This is a genomic window from Rhizobium sp. Root483D2 (genome assembly GCF_001426685.1).
Classification (GTDB): Bacteria; Pseudomonadota; Alphaproteobacteria; order Rhizobiales; family Rhizobiaceae; genus Pararhizobium; species Pararhizobium qamdonense.
In genome coordinates this window covers 91,662-107,886 of sequence record NZ_LMFB01000043.1, presented here as the reverse complement: position 1 = coordinate 107,886, position 16,225 = coordinate 91,662, and the positions used below count along the sequence as shown (strand labels likewise).

The window sequence follows — 16,225 nt, the reverse complement described above, 5'->3', positions numbered from 1 at the left end:
TCAAGGCTTCAATGAATCAAAATCAAACCGATTTGCAAACCCGATTTATGAGTGCGCGGCCTAACTCCTCCCGGCCGCCCAACTGCCGCGCAAATGCGGATTTTCTTTTCAGAAGGCAGACGCAGATGGATATCGATCCTACCGCTGATGAGCGCGCCGCAATCGCTACGTTGAAGCGTTTAGCTAAACGTTGGCCTAAAAGCCTTTGGCTGTTCTCTGGATCGGGCAGCCTTTGCGTGATGCGCTCGTTGCAGGATGGATCGCGCGCGCATCTTCCCGGTGACGGAATGGACCCGGACTATTGCCTCGCAACAATCGATATCCCGAATGATGGAGGCGACTGGTGATCGCTGCTCTCTACGTCCAGAAGAACGGATCCTACTATGGCCTTGATGGTGTCGATCCATGGGATGAGGAGAGAGATGCGCGCCAATATGCCGGCCCATGGCCCGTGGTTGCACACCCGCCCTGCCAGCGCTGGGGAAAAATGTGGTTCGGCCAGCCGTTGACCGTCAAGCTCACCGGAGAACGCAAGCAACTCGGGGATGACGGCGGCTGCTTCAAGGCCGCGCTCAACGCCGCCCGGACTTATGGCGGTGTAATCGAACACCCTTGGGGGTCACTGGCTTGGCCTCATTTCGACCTTAACACCCCAGAGCGCGCCGGCGGCTGGATAATGGCCGACTATCACGGCGGGTGGACGTGCTGCGTCGAGCAGGGCCGCTATGGGCACTACGCTCGAAAGCCGACGCTTATCCTCGCCTACGGCGTCGATTATCTGCCGTCGCTCGAGTGGGGATATCGTGACCCGACGTTCGATCCTGCAGTAGTCGCCCGGATGGGGATCAAAAGGGCCAAGCGTCTCGGCGAGGTCGGGGCCCGAGGTGGCGGGACTGACAGTTCACCGCGGATCGGGACGCCAGACCCCTTTCGAAAACTTCTCATTTCTATGGCAGCGTCAGCTAAGCGGCCAAGCATTCTGGAGGCTGCCGAGTGACCGAATCCGAACACCTCCGCGAAGAGATCAAAGAACTCGACGCCCAGATATTCCGCCTCAAGGGCTCCATGAACAAGGCTGATAACGCCGTAAAGCTGAAGAAGCTTGAGGTGATCACTCGCCTTCGGGATCGGTGCAAGACTGCTTTGCAGGCGCTTGAGCGCAGATCGGCGGCGGCATGACACCTGTTAAATTCTATGTCGGACTCCATCAGCCGGCCGACGCCCAGCACTTCGACCTGGCTTGCATTAGCATCAAGCGGCTTTGGCGTCGAAAGAAGCCGGTAGCCTGCGGGGATGTACTGGTCGACAGCGGTGCCTTCACCGAATTGCTTTTGCACGGCTGCTATCGACATGGCGTCGAGGAATATGCCGCCGAACTTCATAGGCTGCACACGACGGGCGTGGTCAACATCGCAGCGGCAGTCGCGCAGGACTACATGTGCGAGCCCTTTATTTTAGCAAAAACCGGGCTGACGATCGAAGATCACCAGAGGCTGACGATTGAACGCTTTGACGCCCTGGTGGCGGAGCTTGAACGTCTTTTCGATGGTCCGATCCCCTTTCACGTGATGCCGGTCCTGCAAGGTTTTGCGCCTCAAGATTACGTCAATCACGTCCGCATGTACGGCGACCGGCTCAAGCCGGGAATGTGGGTTGGTGTCGGGTCCGTCTGTAAACGCCAAGGCGACCCGCGTGCGATCCTGCGCGTCCTTCAGGCGATCGCGTCGGAGCGTCCTGACCTGCTTTTGCATGGCTTCGGCGTAAAAATCACGGCCCTCTTGCATGCTGGCGTCCGGGCCTTGTTGGCTACCGCCGACAGCATGGCTTGGAGCTACGCAGCTCGCAAGCAGGGCCGCGATGCCAACAATTGGCGCGAGGCTGATCGCCTCGTCAAAAGGGTACGTGAAGCAGCCAACCAAAACTCTGAGCCTTGGCAGATGGAGATGTTCGCGTGACCAGAACATGCAGCCTATCCGTACCGACCTTCATCAGCCACAGCGTTCCGCTTCCGCAATGCTGCCCGGTCTCGGGCAATCCGTTGCCGGGATCGAAGTTGACGGTTTGCTATATGCCCGAGGCGATCGTCTTCCCGGTCGAAAACCTAGCGACATTTGTCGCCGAATATGTCGACGGCCACGTCACTCGGAACGTCCGGAACATGGAAGAGATGATCCAGGATCTAGCCGTAAGAGTTCGCGACGAAGTGGGTGTTTCCGTCCGGGCGGTCGCCGATCTCATCATCCAGCCTCCCTTTGGAGGTGATCAACAGACCATGCGTGTTTCAGCGAGGGCGGCAGCATGAGCCAGAACACCTCATCTGCAGTCATGCAGCAGCGCACAGAGGCACACGACAGCCTCGATGATTTTCCGACGCAGCCATGGGCAACGCGGGCTCTTTGCCAGCACGTGTTGGCAGGCTGCTACCTAACTGGCAAAACGGCATGGGAACCGGCCTGCAATCGCGGCCACATGTCCGTGCCGCTGGCGGAATACTTTGGTGCCGTGTGGGCGTCAGACATCCACGACTACGGCACGCCATGTACCTTCCAGCACGATTTTCTGTTTCCGGTCATGCCGCTTTCCGAGGATCCCGACTGGATCATCAGCAACCCGCCATTTCGCCTAGCCGAGCAATTCATCGCCCGGGCCTGCGGACTGGCAACCGAAGGCGTGGCCATGATCGTCCGCACCTCATTCCTTGAGGGCGTCGGTCGCTACAACCTTTTCAGCAAAACCCCTCCGTCGATCGTCGCTCAGTTCTCCGAGCGCGTTCCGATGGTGAAGGGCAGGCTGACCGCTACCGGTTCGACGGCTACCTCCTATTGCTGGCTGGTCTGGATCAAGGGCGTCACCACCACGAAACTGGTCTGGATCCCGCCTTGCCGCAAGAAGCTGGAACGGGCCGACGATTACGCGGCCTATCGCGAGGTGGCGGCATGAGTATGCCTCGCCACAACGCCAAGCGTGACGCGTCGGAACCGGCAATCGTAGCCGTTCTGGAGCGCGTCGGCTTCAGCGTTTACCGGCTCGACAGACCCGTCGATCTGCTCTGCGGCTTCCGTGGAAGGAATTACCTCGTTGAGGTGAAGACCGGCACCAAAGGCTACGGCAAGGGATTGAACGCCAACCAGCAGTCATTTTCTGACGACTGGCGCGGATCCCCCGTTTTCACGCTCCACAGTGTCGATGATGCTGTTTCATTTTCCCAAGCGATAGCAAGAGGACAGGTCTGATGAGCAACGTCGTCTCCATCCAGGATCATCAGGAACGTGTTTGGCTCGAATACGTGGCTGCGCAGTCCCGCGCTCAACAGTCGCAGAGCATGAAGGACGGCATTGCCGCCGGCAGAGCTTGGCGAAAGTGGCTGGCGCTTTTCATGAGTGATGACCAACGCTCTTTTGTGGGCGATGACCGGAGGCATTCGGCATGAATGCGCCTGTTGTCCAGTCCAATTTTATTCCTGAGGTGGAGCAAGAGGTTCTCGGCGCATTGCTGTTTGGCGGTGATGCGTCCGAGACGCTTGCGAAGCTTGAGGATTTTCACTTCGTCAGCCGCTTTCATCAGGTCATTTATCGCGCCGTCCGTGCGGCTCATGAGCGCTACAATTTGTGTAACCCGTCAGTCGTCCTTCGTCTCATAGCCGAAGCCGACGCCGAAGAGTTCGAAAAGGCACAAGGGACGAAGATTTCATCGTACCTCGCCAGCCTGTGCGGCAAGACCGTCTACGGCCTCGCCAGGATAACGGAAAGCTCAAGGCGCGTCATTGAGCAGTGGGCCCGCATATCGGTCGCCGTGGAAGCAGAGCGCATGCTAGCAAGCGCCAATGATCCGCAGTCCGATGTCACGGCAATCGTCTATGATACCGCAAAGGTTCTCGACGATATCATGTCTGTCGTTCGTTCCGGCCCCCAGCGCAAGGCCCGCGTGTCACTAGCCTCGGCTATAGGAACCGCCCTTGATGCCGCGCAGGATGCGAAACAAAACGGTACAGGACTTACCGGCCCGTCGTGGGGTCTTGCAGACATCAACCGCCTAACTGGCGGCATCCAAAAGCGGGATCTGACGCTGATCGGCGCCAGGCCATCTATGGGTAAATCCACGCTGGCCTTTTCTGTTGCCCTCAACGTCGCCAAGGCTGGCCACGGCGTCGGCATGGTCTCCCTTGAGATGGACAATGCCAAGGTTGCCGCGCGCATGCTTTCGGACTTCCTCTATAGCCGGAAAGCCATCAGCTACTCTGATATCGTAAAGGGGAACGTCTCCGATCAGGATTTAGAGCTACTTTACCAGACGCAGCATGAGGTCGATCGCCTGCCGCTTATGCTTGATGATATGAGCGGACAGACCGTGACGGACATCCGGGTCCGCGCCGAGAGAATGATGGAAACGAGCCTTAAGGCAGGTTCGCCGCTCTCCGTGCTCTTTATCGACCACTTAGGTCTTATTCGCGCGTCATCTCGATACAGCGGCAACCGCGTCAATGAAATCGCTGAGATGACATCGGGCTTCAAGGCTCTTGCTCGTGAGCTCGATATCGCGGTGGTTCTTCTGTCGCAGCTTAATCGAGGCGTGGAGAGCCGGGAGAACAAGCGGCCAGTCCTCTCAGATCTCCGCGACTCCGGTGCCATCGAGCAGGATGCCGACATGATCGCTTTTCTCTATCGCGAATCCTACTACCTCGAACGTGAGACCGGTGGCTCTTTCGAGGACCAGGCTGCACGCGAAGACAAGTTGGCGGGAGTCCAGAATAAGATGGAGTTTATCATCGCCAAGCAGCGCAACGGAGCGCTGGATACCGTCCATTTGTTCGCAGACATGGCCTATTCGGCGGTCAGAAATGGAGCGCGCACATGAGCCGGCACATTCCTTATTTTGATTTCTACCCGGCCGATTTTATGAACGGCGTTCGGGGCCTTTCCGCCCAAGAGGTTGGCGTCTACACGATGATCCTTTGCCGTATCTATGAAGAAAGCGGGCCAATAGAATTTCACGTCACGCGGCTCTCCACCTACTGCGGAATGCGCCCCGCGACATTTGAAAAAACGATCGGCAGGCTGGTCGATTTGGGCAAATTCACGCTGTCCGGCGGAGTTCTCTCAAACCGCCGCGCCGAAGTCGAAATTCAAAGTCGTGCGGACAAGTTGAAAAACAATGTCAGAGCCGGGAAAGCTAGCGCCCAAAAAAGGCAAGAAAATCAATCAACAGAAGCAACGGGCGTTCAACAGTCGTTCAACCAAGCAGAAGCAGAAGCAGAAGCAGATAAGACTACGCTTAGCAGCGTAGTAGGCGCGCAGCCGTTTGAAGATTTTGGTCTTCTCCAAAGCAAAATGCTCGAAGCGTTAGGTGAAGACAAAATCCAGCCTCACGGGGCAATGGTCGTTGGCCCGATAGTCGAGCTAATATCTGCCGGTGTTAACCTCGATCTTGATATCCTTCCGACGCTTCGAGCTCGATCCGCCAAGATGCAGCGCCCGGCCGGATCCTGGGCATATTTTGTTCAGCCAATCCGGGAAGCCTATGAGCGCCGCGTTTCCGCCGGTCGCGATCTCCCAAAGCCGAAAGAGCTTGAGACCACTGATGAGGCTTGGGCCAAGCGCCTTCGCTTCGCTCGCTCTCGTCGGCAGTGGTCAACGGTAGAATGGGGACCGATGCCTGGCGAGCGGGGGTGTGCCGTCCCAAGCCGCCTCCTTGACGCATGCGATGGGCAGGGATGGTCAGAGCCAAAGGAGGCGCGCCATGCCGCGTGATGATTTGTGCCCGATCAGCAAGCGTAATCTTGAGGTGATCAACTGGCTTTCTCACGGAAAGAGCGCAGCCGAGACTGCGGAGATTATGGGTATCTCTCGCTTCACCGTACATCGCCACATTCGGACTGCGATGGACAGGCTAGGTACGAGCAAGGCGGTTTCCGTTGTCGCGCGGGCGCTAAGGGAGGGCTGGATCCAATGACCGACACCAACCCCAAGAACGCCAACGCCCACCGCAAGCAGCGGGAGACATCCATACACCGGGTTATCGATCGACACCGGCCGGGATGGAATGACCAGACCTGCATGCGGGAAATCAGGCTGATCCTGAAACGAGACCCGATCAGCGAGCAGCAGAAAGGCACCGAGGCATGAGCTACACTTTTGCGATTGGCGATATCCACGGCTGCCTGGACAAGCTCAAGGCCCTGGTCTCGAAGATCGAGGCAGCGCGACCCGGCGGCACGATCGTCTTTCTCGGCGACTACGTTGATCGCGGGCCTGAAAGCAAGGGTGTCATCGATTTCATCATGGCTGGCCCCTCAAAGGCAACATGGACGTGGGTCGCGCTGAAGGGCAACCACGAAGACATGATGGTGGGAGCACTGACTGGTGAAGACGACCCGGGCATGTGGTTGATGAACGGCGGCAAGCAAACCATGGATTCATATGGTGGCAAGCCGGACCCCTCGCACGTCAAATGGATCAAGGGCCTGCCCACGAAGTACCGCGACGAAAACCGTGTCTACGCCCATGCTGATATGGACGACAGCGTTCCATTCGATGAGCAGCGCGAAGCTGTTCTGCTTTGGTCTCGGAAGCCAGAGCACTACTCCGGCACCTATTGGGGGAAGCACTTCGTACACGGGCATACGCCCTCCCACCGCAACCCGAACACCATCGGCAACAGGACCAATCTCGACAGCGGGGCCGTCTTCGGCGGCAAACTGTCCTGCGCCATATTTCACGACGAGTCGGCCGGCGGCCCACTCGATTTCATTCAAGCATGAACTGAGCGCGGCGGCGGCTCAAACATACAGCGAGGAAAGACCATGGCGGCACAGATTTGGTATGCGGTAAAGGCTCGACCGGGAACGCAGCGACCAGCAGCGGCGCGGGTAGGGGCGCCGGCGGATCGGAAGGGGGAAACCATCATCGAGCGCAGTCTACGGGATCAGGGCTTTGACGTGTTCATGCCCTCGACAGTGCGTGAGGTTCGGCACCACCGGACAGACGAATTCATTGTGAAGCGTTTCCCCCTGATGGTCGGATATGCCTTCGTGCGCGATCCCCACAGCTTTTACACCCTTTCCGATTGCGATGGGGTTTCTGCCATCCTCGGCGTTGCCGGTTGCCCATTGCGCATCCCGGCTTTGGACATCGAGAACATCCGCGCCGCCGAGGCGTCCGAACTGGAAGCAATGGAGCGGAGACGCGCCCGCCGGATAGAGAAAGAGAACCAGGCGGGCCGCAAACTTACGAGGAAGGAAGCCCGCGACGTCTTCCCGAAAAACCACCGGGTTGTCGTCAACGGCGGCTTCTTGAAGGGAATGGGCGGATATGTTGTGGATGCCACCGGCCGCAATACCATAAAAGCGATGATAGAGACGCTGAAGGGCTTGGTTCCAGTAGAGCTTGATATTGCGGAATTTTCCGAAGCAGTGTAATACTTCCAGCCATAAGGTGATTTTATGGCTGTTCTGTTGCGGTATCGCCGGGCCTCTGATTGGTTTTCACCGCCAATCGCTCAAAAAGAATGCTGTCAATTTTTCAATGCTAATCGAACACGCTACCTACAAGAGCGCCTTTCTCGCCTCAGAGGCGGGGAAGGAAGGACGGCCCGGGTTTTGATCTCCGAATACACCTTCAACCCAGACATTTTTCAGGAAGAGCGTGTCTCGAAGGTTGCGAAGTTCAGTGTTCTTCGACAGCGCCATGCCAATGAGCATCTTTTCTAGCCAGTCGATGAGGTTTTTCCCGGTTGTTCTAGCAGTGCTGAACCGCCAATCGTCGCCGCCGGTTATCAGCGGAAACAAGAAAATGTATCCGGTAGACCGCTGGGCCGATGCCAGTGATGACCTGTAGTGATCGAGCTTGTGTCGTTCAAAGATCTCGCCTTCGAAGCCGGCTGCGGCGCGGGTTTGCCCAACGTACCAAGGGGTATATTGCTTGCCGCGTTTGATCGCGAACATGTAACAACCAATGGCATTCCTCAGGCGATCCGGGGGACAGTTGTAGTGTATTTCCTGATCTGCGGCTTGTTGCCAGAATTCGGCCTTCCACTGGCCGTCCGTCCCTGAAAATTCAAAAGGTCCCCACGCGTTAAAATTCACTTGCTCCCCCCCCTGATACAACTGCCGGTTTCTAGCGGGATAATCGGGGAAATATCTTGAAAAAGTATCAAGGATGAGAGTGGCACGTCGGTGGTTTCAATTTCTCGATTTGTCGGAGTAGAGCAGCCCGGTAGCTCGCCAGCCTCATAAGCTGGATGTCGCAGGTTCGAATCCTGTCTCCGCAACCAGATCAGGACGGGCGCTCGTCTATCCGGGGCGTTTAAATCAGGCAGAGTGAATTGCTGGCCGTCCTGAGCCGAATAAACCGGATAATCCGGTCTTCTCGCCCCGTCGCCTTTCACTGGTGGCGGGGTTTTCTCATTCTTGCGGCCGGGTCTGGCTTCACCATCCGCCAAGACGCGCAAGGTCTCGTGGCTCGCGAGCGATAAAGGAACGAGCAAGCGCATGCCGGGCGTGCTTCCGCTGGGAAGCGATACGGGCGCCAACGGGTCTCGTGACCTTCTCGTTGGTGGCACCCTTGGAAGAGGGCACCATGGCGGTAGGGTTCCGCCCTGTCTTGAGCGAGACGGTAAACCGCTCACCTTTTCCTGAGCTTTCCATAAAGCTCGATCATTTGGCTGATCAGCGTGATTGCAGCTATTCCGAAGTTCATCCAATCCAACAGCGTCATTTCTAAACCTCCTATAATTCAGGACGTCATTGTCCTTATAGGGAGGTTTCAGAGTTGGATTGCGCACTAGGCCCTCTCAGCTACCAACTACAGAAAGGAAACAGCATGCGCTTTCTCCAAAGTCTCGCCTGCCTCGCTATCGCCATGTGCGCCAGCGTCATCATGACCATGCCCAGTGCCGCCGCCGTGCCGATCGATCCAGGCATCAGCATCATGGCCCAGAGCCACGAATCATATCCGGCGCCGACGATCGCTACTGTCGACCACGCCGCACTCACCTGCGAAGCGCCGGCCGGCACCTTTCGCGTCTTTACTCGAAGTATCCAGCGCGCCAACAGCCTGCACCTTGCATCTACCGATGGCAGCCGTTCTTCCTTCCTCGACCTCCGAAGACGCTGCTAACCCCGCAGTCCTGAAATGGAGAGCCGGGCTTAACCGCCCGGTTCGCCGATGTCCCGCTCTGTGTCCTCTGTTGAGGGTAGAGATTGAGACATCACTTCGCTTGACACGAGTCCACAACGGCAAGCTCACGGTTCCCGCTGCCATAGTCGGCTGGCAAGGCTGCGTCGATCAAACGGACGCAGGTTTGGAAGTCATTCTCTTTCGTGTGGATTGCGGCGCTCAGCATCGCGAAGCCCAACAGTATCGATATCGGCAAAGCCACGTCCCGCATATTCAGCCCCTTCCGGAAAATTCAAATCGCAAAATGCGGATGGCTCATCGGCCAGAAGAAAATATTTTGCGCAGAATGACCGATGACAGCTTTGGGAACGACGCAAACCCAACGATGATCACGGCAAACGTCGCCATAGCCGCCATCCCCTTGTTCTCGATAAAGATTGCAAGAAGGTGGTAAAGGCCCAGCCCAAACATAGTGGGAACCATGAATATGGCGCACCCCAGCAGCGTTCCGAGAAAAGGGCCCAGGATATTATCGGTCCAATTCGGTTTCATGTCGTTGCCCAAGGTTGATCCATGCCAGTCCTGAAAAATGCCCGGCACGCGAAGTTCGCTCAGGCGCTCGCCAAAGGCAAGAGATGAAGACCATCCGCCCATATCCACCGGAAACGATGTTTGGGCTCGACGGCTTAAAATCGTTCGTTCCCGCAGCTGATGTGGGCGAATGGGTAAAGGCGACATTCTTCGACCCGTCGTCACCTGTTGCCAACCCAGAGCATGACCATCTGGCCAACGCCCACATCGGCTACCTCTGGACCGTGGTTGAGAACAACCGCAAGGGCAAGCGGGTGATAGGCCAGTGCGAGACCGGCTCACCGCAGGGCGCGATGGGCAAGTGGTCCAAAGCACGGGCAGAGCAACAGGTTGTCGAGTGGTTCGGATCCGTTCCGGACTTCATCATCACGCTTGATGCTGAATACTGCCAGCAGTGCGGCGATGCCGAATTCATGGCACTGGTCGAGCATGAGCTTTACCACGCCGCCCAGGACGTCGATTTTTTCGGTGCCCCCAAGTTCAACAAGATGACAGGTCAGCCCGTGTTCGTCATCCGTGGGCACGACGTAGAGCAGTTCATCGGTGTTGTCCTTCGCTATGGGGCTGATGCTGCTGGTGTCCGCGCCATGGTGGATGCAGCCAACCGCCCGCCGGAGATTGCCCGCGCTCATATCGAGCACTCATGCGGGACATGCCTTTTGCGCGTTGCTTGAAACTTGATGGTGTCTTGATAGATCGATGGCTAGAGCAAAACTCACCCGTGAGCAGCAAACCTATGTGGTTCAAGCGCTCGCCTGCTTCGATACTCCGTCGGTAGTCGCCGCTTCCCTCAAAAAGGATTACGGCATCATCTTCACGCCTCAAGCGATTGAAGCTTACGACCCGAACAAGAAGGCAGGCAAAGGCCTGGCCGAACGATGGAAGGCTCTCTTTGTCGAGACCCGCAAGACCTTCCTCGAAGATACGGCATCCATCGCCATCAGCCACCGCGCCGTTCGTCTCCGCGCATTGCAGCGCATGGCAGACAAGGCAGAGAACAGCGGCAACATGGTGCTCGCCTCGTCGCTTCTTAAGCAGGCTGCAGAGGAAGTAGGCGGCAGCTACACGAACCGCCGCGAGCTGACAGGGAAGGACGGAAAGGACTTGCCGGTGCCAGTGTCACCGGTGACGATCTTCCAGTTGCCCGATAATGGCAGGAGCTGAGAAGGGCGCGGCAGCCCAGACAATCATCCGGCCGCAGCCGGGGCCGCAAATGGCCTTCCTGGCGTCGGCGGCCGATATCGCGATCTATGGTGGTTCGGCCGGCGGCGGCAAGACATGGGCTCTGCTCATGGAACCGCTGCGCCACGTGGCCAATCCGCAGTTCGGCGCGGTGTTCTTCCGTCGCTCAACGGTGCAGGTTCGAAACGAGGGCGGCCTTTGGGATGAGAGCGAAAAGCTTTATCCCGCCATCGGCGCGGCTCCGAAAGAGCATGTGCTGCAATGGAACTTCCCGTCCGGTTCGTCGGTCTCGTTCGCTCACCTGGAGCATGACAAGACCGTACTGAACTGGCAGGGCTCGCAGATCCCGCTCATTTGCTTCGACGAGCTGACCCACTTCAGCGCCAAGCAGTTCTGGTACATGGTCTCGCGTAACCGCTCAATGAGCGGGGTGAAGCCTTACATCAGGGCGACGTGCAATCCAGATGCCGACAGTTGGGTTGCCGAGTTCATCGCCTGGTGGATCGATCAGGACACTGGCCTACCGATCCCGTCGCGTGCCGGCGTGCTCCGCTGGTTCGTCCGCATCGGTGACGCCATTATCTGGGGCAGCAGCCCCGAGGAGCTTGCCCACTACACCGCACCGAACGAGGACGGCATAGATGCCCCGATCCCTCCGAAGTCGGTAACTTTCATCCCGGCCAAGCTCAGCGACAACCGCGCGCTGATGGCGGCCGATCCAAGCTATCTCGCCAGCCTCATGGCTTTGCCTACGGTTGAGCGGGAACGCCTTCTCGGCGGTAACTGGAAGATCCGGCCCGCCGCTGGCCTGCTGTTTCAGCGTGGATGGTGCAGGGTCGTCGATGCAGTTCCCCCCGGTGTCCGCTGGATGCGCGGGTGGGATCTGGCTTCGACGCCAAAGATCGAGGGCAACGATCCGGACGCGACGGCAGGCACCAAGATCGGCAAGTTACCGGACGGCAGCTTTATCGTCGGCCATCACGTCACAGACTTCCTGTCACCGTCCGGCGTCGAGCGGCTGATCAAGAACACGGCCGACGCTGACGGGATCGAAACGCAGATATCGCTGCCGCAGGATCCGGGGCAGGCGGGCAAGTCGCAGGTCACCAACCTGACAAAGATGCTTTCCGGCTTCAATGTTCGGGCCACTCCGGAATCAGGGGACAAAATCACGCGTTTCAGCCCCTTTTCCGCTCAGGCGGAAGCGGGGAACGTCACCATCCTGCGCGCGCCTTGGAACAACGCCTGGTTCGCCGCTCTCGAAGGCTTCCCGGAAGCCAAGCACGACGACGACGCTGACAGCACAAGCCGGGCATTCAACGCGCTGTTGAACGCCAGCACTTTCACACTTTCGAACATCTGAGGGTTTCCATGGGCAATGCGACGATAGGGCTGAACGACAGCCTGACCAGTCTCGTTTCCCGCATGGGGACCGAACGCGACAAGGCGGCCACGGTCTTCTACACCAACCCGGTGATGACAGACGAGCAGGCCCTTGCCGCCTATCGGGGTTCATGGTTGCCACGCAAGATCGTTGACATCCCAGCGCTGGACAGTTGCCGGAAGTGGCGCGACTGGCAGGCAAAGAACGATCAGATCGAACTGATTGAGGCGGAAGAGAACCGGCTGAACGTCAAGGGCAAGGTACTCGAAGCCCTGACCAAGGCCCGGCTGTTCGGTGGTGCTGCCATCTTTATCGGTACCGGCGATGCAGACCCGGAATCGCCGATCGATCCGGAGCGTCTGGGCAAGACGGGCCTGAAATACCTGACGGTACTCTCCCGGCGCGATATGACCGCTGGCCCGATCGAGCAGGACGTCACCAGCGAGTACCACGGCAAGCCGTCCTATTACGAGGTGACCGGCTCAAGCAGCATGCAGTTGGTGCGCATTCATCCGTCGCGCCTGGTGATCTTCATCGGCGCAAGGCAGCCAGATAGCCTGATGACGGCCGGGCTGATGGAGGGCTGGGGCGATAGCATCCTGACCGCCACGCTCGATGCCATCAAGAATGCCGACAGCACCGCGGGCAACATCGCTTCACTGGTGTTCGAAGCAAAGATCGACATCATCCGCATCCCGGATTTCATGGCTTCGTTGAACAACGAGGTCTATCGCTCGAAAATCATTGAGCGATACACCCTTGCCAATATGTCCAAGGGCATCAACGGAACACTGCTGCTGGACAAGGAAGAGGAGTACGAAACCAAGACCGCGTCGCTTGCGGGCCTGACCGATATCCTCATGGCCTTCTTGCAGATCGTGTCCGGTGCGGCCGATATCCCGGTTACGCGCCTTCTGGGCCAGTCGCCTGCTGGCATGAACGCCACCGGCACGGCCGACATGAAGAACTACCATGACCGCATCCAGTCCATCCAGCAGCTCGAAATGACGCCTTCGATGCACAAGATGGATGAATGCCTGATCCGTTCGGCTCTCGGCTCGCGTCCCCCTGAGGTCTATTATGCCTGGGCACCCCTTGAGCAGATGAGCGAGAAGGAACGGGCTGACATCTTCAAGCTCACGGCTGACGCCGCGCGCCAGCTGGTAGGCTCGGGGACAGGGCAGGAGATCATTGCCCGTGATGCCGTATCCCGCGCTCTGGTCAATCGATTGGTTGAGGACGGGGTTCTGCCCGGTCTGGAAGAGGCGGTTGATGAGTTCGGCGAGATCGGCGAGCAAGAGCCATCCGACGAGGAACTGGCCGCCGCCGCCGCCAATCAGAACACGCCAGCAGAGCCACAGAGACTGGCAGCGAACGACGCAGCGCCTCGCACGCTCTATGTGCGCCGGGATGTGCTGAACGCCGCTGAGATCATTGCATGGGCAAAGGGGCAGGGGTTCAAAACCACGCTACCGGCCGACGACATGCACGTAACCATCACTTTCTCCCGCAACCCGGTTGACTGGATGGAGATGGGCTCGACTTGGGATGACGAGGTGAAAGTCCCCCGAGGCGGTGCCCGGCTGTTGGAGAAGTTCGGCGAAGCCCGCGTCTTACTCTTCAATTCCAACATGTTGCGCTGGCGCCATGACGAGATGGTCGATCGCGGCGCGACTTGGGATCATGCGGAATACAATCCGCATATCACGATTTCATACGACCCGGACGCGCCGGACCTCGCCGATGTTGAGCCCTACCAGGGTGAGATCGTGCTGGGCCCAGAAGTGTTCCAAGAGGTCAAAGAGGACTGGGCAGAAGGGATCAAGGAAACATGAGCACCGTAGATAGCACTTCCGATCAGCGCACAGTCAATAACACCATGCGCCACACCTATCGTGTTCTGAGCGATCCCGAGAAGGCCCAGATGCAGGCAGTCAAGGATAAGGGCGCCGAATTCCTCGCCCTTATCGAAAGCTTGCGGACCCCAGATGTTCAGGTCGGGCCCGATGACGAGACCATTGATGGGTTCTCGATGATGGCATGCACCGTAGATCGCGAACTCAACATCGCGACCGAGCGTCTTGAGGAAACCGTCATGTGGGCGGTCAAGCACATCACGGCTTAGTTACGGGCTCCGCACTTACAACTTTCTCCCAGCTTGCGGAATTATTTGCCGCTTCCGTGACTGCTTCTTCAACGGAAGCGGCAGTAACTCGATAGGTGCGGGCCGGTTCGCTGTCGTCTTTCTCGTCGTAAACTCTGATTACGTAGTCTGGCATATTTTGTCGCTCCTTTTGGGACCCAAGCCATACCGCGAGAACCGCAGGATTGACACCATGAATTTCACGGACGCTGTAACCGTCGCGGGCACGCGCCGGACCGAAGACGGCTACCTGATTGCGGAAGCCAAGGCGGTTCGCACGGGCATCCAGCTCTATCTGGGAGACGAGGTGGGTAACCCCGACCTCCGCACGGTGCGCGTCTATCGCCCAGCCGAAGAAGTATTTGCAGACAAGAGCTTGCAGTCGTTCACTCATGCACCGGTTACGGTCAACCACCCGGATGAAGCGGTCAACGCTGGCAACTGGAAAGACCTGGCCGTCGGCGAGGTCAGCACGGCCGCAAAGAAAGACGGCGACTGGGTTTGGCTGCCGCTGATCCTCAAGGACAAGGACGCCATCGCATCGGTGGAGAGCGGCAAACGCGAGCTGTCGGCTGGATATGAATGCCAGCTCGTATGGGGCGACGGTGTGACGCCTGAAGGCGAGGCTTATGACGCCAAGCAGACCAACATCAAGATCAACCATCTCGCCATCGTCGATCGAGCGCGGGCCGGTTCTCAAGCTCGCATCGGTGACGGTGCGGGAAACTGGGGTGTTTCCCCTGTCACCAGTGATCAGAAACCGAAGGAAAAGATCATGACCCTGAAGACGGTTACCGTCGATGGCATCCCGGTTGAAGTAACCGACCAGGGTGCGATCGTCATCACCACACTGCAGACCCGGCTTGCCGATGCTGTGGCCAAGCTCACCGCCACCGAAACCGCGCACCAGACGGCTATCGCCGCCAAGGACGCCGAGATCGCCAAGAAGGACGCTGCCCTCGACGCCGCGAACGCCAAGGTGCTGTCCGACGCCGATCTCGACAAAAAGGTGCAGGCTCGCGCCGACCTGATCGCGGTTGCCAAGACCATCGCCAAGGACGTCAAGACCGAGGGCCTCACGGATGCCGGCATTCGCAAGGCGGTCGTCGTCGCCAAGATCGGTGATGCCGCCATTGCCGGCAAGGCGGACGCCTACATCGATGCCCGCTTTGACCTCTTGGTCGAAGATGCAGCCAAGGGCGCAGCTGACCCGTTCGCAACCGTCGTAAAAGGCGGTCTCAAGACACAGGACGGCAACCCCAATGACCCCGACGCAGCCTACCGGCAGATGATGGCGCGCGACGCCAATGCCTGGATGGGTAACCAGAAGGAGAACGCATAATGGCTTTCCCGACCGTATCCTATTCGCGCGACACGCCGGCAGGCTATCCCGGCATGATCGCCACAACTGAGCCCGGTTGGAACATCTCCGCCGTCGTTGAGGCAGGCTCGGGCGATATCCCGTTCGGACGCGGTGTGATCTTCGGTACCATCGAACACACCGTGAAGCTGCCGACGGCGCTGGGCAAGTTTGCCGGCGTCGCCATCGCCGACCGCACCGTGCCGGCAGCCAATGGTGAGGTTTTCAAGCCTTACGACCAGCTCAGCGTTCGCAAGAACGGCTCCATCTGGGTCACCGCGCTCGTTGCGGTCGCGCAGGGCGACCCCGTCTACATGACGCCGACCGGCACGTTCACGAACGTGTCGAACTCTTCGGCAAACCAACTCATCGAAAATGCCGAATGGGCAAGCGTCACGAGCGGTAACAACCAGCTCGCGCGTCTCCGCCTTGGCGTCACCAAGTAAGGAGAA

General features: G+C 58.5%; 25 protein-coding genes and 1 tRNA gene. 23 read left to right on the top strand and 3 right to left on the bottom strand.

Going from position 1 to position 16,225, the window contains the following annotated elements; genetic code table 11:
- From ASD32_RS30495 to ASD32_RS27085, 14 genes are all read left to right on the top strand, one after another.
- A partial coding sequence (locus ASD32_RS30495) for a hypothetical protein (RefSeq protein ID WP_210171120.1) occupies nt 1–347 on the top strand: 347 nt, incomplete at its 5' end.
- Nucleotides 344–997 (top strand): hypothetical protein, encoded by a 654-nt coding sequence (locus ASD32_RS27140; RefSeq protein WP_060641151.1) that lies wholly within the window; start codon nt 344–346, stop codon nt 995–997. The genes ASD32_RS30495 and ASD32_RS27140, both read left to right, overlap by 4 nt.
- Nucleotides 994–1,179: a hypothetical protein gene (locus tag ASD32_RS27135; protein WP_060641150.1), complete on the top strand. Its 186-nt coding sequence runs from the start codon at nt 994–996 to the stop codon at nt 1,177–1,179. The genes ASD32_RS27140 and ASD32_RS27135 overlap by 4 nt, the downstream gene beginning before the upstream one ends.
- The gene (locus tag ASD32_RS27130) at nt 1,176–1,955 is read left to right on the top strand and encodes a hypothetical protein (RefSeq protein ID WP_060641149.1); all 780 of its coding nucleotides are present in this window, start codon (nt 1,176–1,178) and stop codon (nt 1,953–1,955) included. The genes ASD32_RS27135 and ASD32_RS27130 overlap by 4 nt, the downstream gene beginning before the upstream one ends.
- Nucleotides 1,952–2,302: a hypothetical protein gene (locus ASD32_RS27125; RefSeq protein ID WP_156383394.1), complete on the top strand. Its 351-nt coding sequence runs from the start codon at nt 1,952–1,954 to the stop codon at nt 2,300–2,302. Before ASD32_RS27130 ends, ASD32_RS27125 begins: the two co-directional genes overlap by 4 nt.
- Nucleotides 2,299–2,940, top strand: coding sequence for a hypothetical protein (locus tag ASD32_RS27120; RefSeq protein ID WP_060641147.1), 642 nt, complete (start codon nt 2,299–2,301; stop codon nt 2,938–2,940). The genes ASD32_RS27125 and ASD32_RS27120 overlap by 4 nt, the downstream gene beginning before the upstream one ends.
- Nucleotides 2,937–3,233, top strand: coding sequence for a hypothetical protein (locus ASD32_RS27115; RefSeq protein WP_244490294.1), 297 nt, complete (start codon nt 2,937–2,939; stop codon nt 3,231–3,233). Before ASD32_RS27120 ends, ASD32_RS27115 begins: the two co-directional genes overlap by 4 nt.
- Nucleotides 3,233–3,430 (top strand): hypothetical protein, encoded by a 198-nt coding sequence (locus tag ASD32_RS27110; protein WP_060641145.1) that lies wholly within the window; start codon nt 3,233–3,235, stop codon nt 3,428–3,430. Before ASD32_RS27115 ends, ASD32_RS27110 begins: the two co-directional genes overlap by 1 nt.
- Nucleotides 3,427–4,854 (top strand): DnaB-like helicase C-terminal domain-containing protein, encoded by a 1,428-nt coding sequence (locus ASD32_RS27105; RefSeq protein ID WP_060641144.1) that lies wholly within the window; start codon nt 3,427–3,429, stop codon nt 4,852–4,854. Before ASD32_RS27110 ends, ASD32_RS27105 begins: the two co-directional genes overlap by 4 nt.
- Nucleotides 4,851–5,747, top strand: coding sequence for a DUF1376 domain-containing protein (locus tag ASD32_RS27100; protein WP_060641143.1), 897 nt, complete (start codon nt 4,851–4,853; stop codon nt 5,745–5,747). Before ASD32_RS27105 ends, ASD32_RS27100 begins: the two co-directional genes overlap by 4 nt.
- Nucleotides 5,737–5,949 (top strand): helix-turn-helix transcriptional regulator, encoded by a 213-nt coding sequence (locus ASD32_RS27095; protein WP_060641142.1) that lies wholly within the window; start codon nt 5,737–5,739, stop codon nt 5,947–5,949. The genes ASD32_RS27100 and ASD32_RS27095 overlap by 11 nt, the downstream gene beginning before the upstream one ends.
- Complete coding sequence (locus ASD32_RS29900) at nt 5,946–6,122, top strand: hypothetical protein (protein ID WP_156383392.1); 177 nt, start codon at nt 5,946–5,948, stop codon at nt 6,120–6,122. The genes ASD32_RS27095 and ASD32_RS29900 overlap by 4 nt, the downstream gene beginning before the upstream one ends.
- Nucleotides 6,119–6,757, top strand: a complete 639-nt coding sequence (locus ASD32_RS27090; RefSeq protein WP_060641141.1) for a metallophosphoesterase family protein — start codon at nt 6,119–6,121, stop codon at nt 6,755–6,757. The genes ASD32_RS29900 and ASD32_RS27090 overlap by 4 nt, the downstream gene beginning before the upstream one ends.
- 42 nt (nt 6,758–6,799) lie before the next feature.
- The gene (locus tag ASD32_RS27085) at nt 6,800–7,414 is read left to right on the top strand and encodes a transcription termination/antitermination NusG family protein (protein ID WP_060641140.1); all 615 of its coding nucleotides are present in this window, start codon (nt 6,800–6,802) and stop codon (nt 7,412–7,414) included.
- A gap of 126 nt (nt 7,415–7,540) precedes the next feature.
- Here the strand turns inward: ASD32_RS27085 and ASD32_RS27080 are convergent, their stop codons facing one another.
- Nucleotides 7,541–8,080, bottom strand: coding sequence for a hypothetical protein (locus ASD32_RS27080; RefSeq protein WP_156383391.1), 540 nt, complete (start codon nt 8,078–8,080; stop codon nt 7,541–7,543).
- A gap of 110 nt (nt 8,081–8,190) precedes the next feature.
- Between ASD32_RS27080 and ASD32_RS27075 the strand changes: the two genes are divergently transcribed.
- A tRNA-Met gene (locus tag ASD32_RS27075) sits at nt 8,191–8,268 on the top strand.
- Between the two features lie 548 nt (nt 8,269–8,816).
- Nucleotides 8,817–9,113: a hypothetical protein gene (locus tag ASD32_RS27070; RefSeq protein ID WP_060641138.1), complete on the top strand. Its 297-nt coding sequence runs from the start codon at nt 8,817–8,819 to the stop codon at nt 9,111–9,113.
- Nucleotides 9,114–9,428: 315 nt separating this feature from the next.
- Here the strand turns inward: ASD32_RS27070 and ASD32_RS27060 are convergent, their stop codons facing one another.
- Complete coding sequence (locus ASD32_RS27060; RefSeq protein ID WP_156383390.1) at nt 9,429–9,767, bottom strand: hypothetical protein; 339 nt, start codon at nt 9,765–9,767, stop codon at nt 9,429–9,431.
- Here ASD32_RS27060 and ASD32_RS27055 point away from each other — a divergent pair.
- Genes ASD32_RS27055 through ASD32_RS27035 form a run of 5 tightly spaced genes read left to right on the top strand, consistent with a single transcriptional unit; the run spans nt 9,749 to nt 14,395 of the window.
- Nucleotides 9,749–10,378, top strand: coding sequence for a putative metallopeptidase (locus tag ASD32_RS27055; RefSeq protein ID WP_244490293.1), 630 nt, complete (start codon nt 9,749–9,751; stop codon nt 10,376–10,378). The two genes, ASD32_RS27060 and ASD32_RS27055, sit on opposite strands and share 19 nt — an antisense overlap.
- A gap of 25 nt (nt 10,379–10,403) precedes the next feature.
- Entirely contained in the window at nt 10,404–10,868 is a 465-nt protein-coding gene (locus ASD32_RS27050; RefSeq protein ID WP_060641135.1) for a DUF2280 domain-containing protein, read from the top strand.
- A complete protein-coding gene (gene terL, locus ASD32_RS27045; protein ID WP_060641134.1) occupies nt 10,855–12,249 on the top strand; it encodes a phage terminase large subunit in 1,395 nt (464 codons plus the stop codon). The genes ASD32_RS27050 and terL overlap by 14 nt, the downstream gene beginning before the upstream one ends.
- Nucleotides 12,250–12,257: 8 nt before the next feature.
- On the top strand, nt 12,258–14,105 hold the full coding sequence (locus ASD32_RS27040; protein WP_060641133.1) for a phage portal protein: 1,848 nt from the start codon (nt 12,258–12,260) through the stop codon (nt 14,103–14,105).
- A complete protein-coding gene (locus ASD32_RS27035) occupies nt 14,102–14,395 on the top strand; it encodes a hypothetical protein (RefSeq protein WP_060641132.1) in 294 nt (97 codons plus the stop codon). Before ASD32_RS27040 ends, ASD32_RS27035 begins: the two co-directional genes overlap by 4 nt.
- Here ASD32_RS27035 and ASD32_RS29895 read toward each other — a convergent pair.
- Nucleotides 14,385–14,549, bottom strand: coding sequence for a hypothetical protein (locus ASD32_RS29895; protein ID WP_156383389.1), 165 nt, complete (start codon nt 14,547–14,549; stop codon nt 14,385–14,387). The genes ASD32_RS27035 and ASD32_RS29895 overlap by 11 nt on opposite strands.
- A 57-nt stretch (nt 14,550–14,606) precedes the next feature.
- On the opposite strand from ASD32_RS29895, the gene ASD32_RS27030 reads away from it, so the two are divergent.
- Together ASD32_RS27030 and ASD32_RS27025 are read left to right on the top strand one after the other, a co-directional pair.
- Nucleotides 14,607–15,755 carry a DUF2213 domain-containing protein gene (locus ASD32_RS27030; RefSeq protein WP_060641131.1) on the top strand — a complete coding sequence of 383 codons (1,149 nt, stop codon included), beginning with the start codon at nt 14,607–14,609 and terminating at the stop codon, nt 15,753–15,755.
- Nucleotides 15,755–16,219: a DUF2190 family protein gene (locus tag ASD32_RS27025; RefSeq protein ID WP_060641130.1), complete on the top strand. Its 465-nt coding sequence runs from the start codon at nt 15,755–15,757 to the stop codon at nt 16,217–16,219. Before ASD32_RS27030 ends, ASD32_RS27025 begins: the two co-directional genes overlap by 1 nt.
- Nucleotides 16,220–16,225 lie beyond the last annotated feature (6 nt).

Excerpts from the sequence above, each read along its gene's own strand:
- ASD32_RS27060 (WP_156383390.1), bottom strand. The coding sequence starts at position 9,767 with ATGGGCGGATGGTCTTCATCTCTTGCCTTTGGCGAGCGCCTGAGCGAA.
- ASD32_RS27050 (WP_060641135.1), top strand. The coding sequence starts at position 10,404 with ATGGCTAGAGCAAAACTCACCCGTGAGCAGCAAACCTATGTGGTTCAA.
- ASD32_RS27105 (WP_060641144.1), top strand. The coding sequence starts at position 3,427 with ATGAATGCGCCTGTTGTCCAGTCCAATTTTATTCCTGAGGTGGAGCAA.
- ASD32_RS27035 (WP_060641132.1), top strand. The coding sequence starts at position 14,102 with ATGAGCACCGTAGATAGCACTTCCGATCAGCGCACAGTCAATAACACC.
- ASD32_RS29900 (WP_156383392.1), top strand. The coding sequence starts at position 5,946 with ATGACCGACACCAACCCCAAGAACGCCAACGCCCACCGCAAGCAGCGG.
- ASD32_RS27025 (WP_060641130.1), top strand. The coding sequence starts at position 15,755 with ATGGCTTTCCCGACCGTATCCTATTCGCGCGACACGCCGGCAGGCTAT.
- ASD32_RS27120 (WP_060641147.1), top strand. The coding sequence starts at position 2,299 with ATGAGCCAGAACACCTCATCTGCAGTCATGCAGCAGCGCACAGAGGCA.
- ASD32_RS27095 (WP_060641142.1), top strand. The coding sequence starts at position 5,737 with ATGCCGCGTGATGATTTGTGCCCGATCAGCAAGCGTAATCTTGAGGTG.
- ASD32_RS27100 (WP_060641143.1), top strand. The coding sequence starts at position 4,851 with ATGAGCCGGCACATTCCTTATTTTGATTTCTACCCGGCCGATTTTATG.
- ASD32_RS27040 (WP_060641133.1), top strand. The coding sequence starts at position 12,258 with ATGGGCAATGCGACGATAGGGCTGAACGACAGCCTGACCAGTCTCGTT.
- ASD32_RS27090 (WP_060641141.1), top strand. The coding sequence starts at position 6,119 with ATGAGCTACACTTTTGCGATTGGCGATATCCACGGCTGCCTGGACAAG.
- ASD32_RS29895 (WP_156383389.1), bottom strand. The coding sequence starts at position 14,549 with ATGCCAGACTACGTAATCAGAGTTTACGACGAGAAAGACGACAGCGAA.
- ASD32_RS27085 (WP_060641140.1), top strand. The coding sequence starts at position 6,800 with ATGGCGGCACAGATTTGGTATGCGGTAAAGGCTCGACCGGGAACGCAG.
- ASD32_RS27130 (WP_060641149.1), top strand. The coding sequence starts at position 1,176 with ATGACACCTGTTAAATTCTATGTCGGACTCCATCAGCCGGCCGACGCC.
- ASD32_RS27110 (WP_060641145.1), top strand. The coding sequence starts at position 3,233 with ATGAGCAACGTCGTCTCCATCCAGGATCATCAGGAACGTGTTTGGCTC.
- ASD32_RS27055 (WP_244490293.1), top strand. The coding sequence starts at position 9,749 with ATGAAGACCATCCGCCCATATCCACCGGAAACGATGTTTGGGCTCGAC.
- ASD32_RS27115 (WP_244490294.1), top strand. The coding sequence starts at position 2,937 with ATGAGTATGCCTCGCCACAACGCCAAGCGTGACGCGTCGGAACCGGCA.
- ASD32_RS27030 (WP_060641131.1), top strand. The coding sequence starts at position 14,607 with ATGAATTTCACGGACGCTGTAACCGTCGCGGGCACGCGCCGGACCGAA.
- ASD32_RS27070 (WP_060641138.1), top strand. The coding sequence starts at position 8,817 with ATGCGCTTTCTCCAAAGTCTCGCCTGCCTCGCTATCGCCATGTGCGCC.
- terL (WP_060641134.1), top strand. The coding sequence starts at position 10,855 with ATGGCAGGAGCTGAGAAGGGCGCGGCAGCCCAGACAATCATCCGGCCG.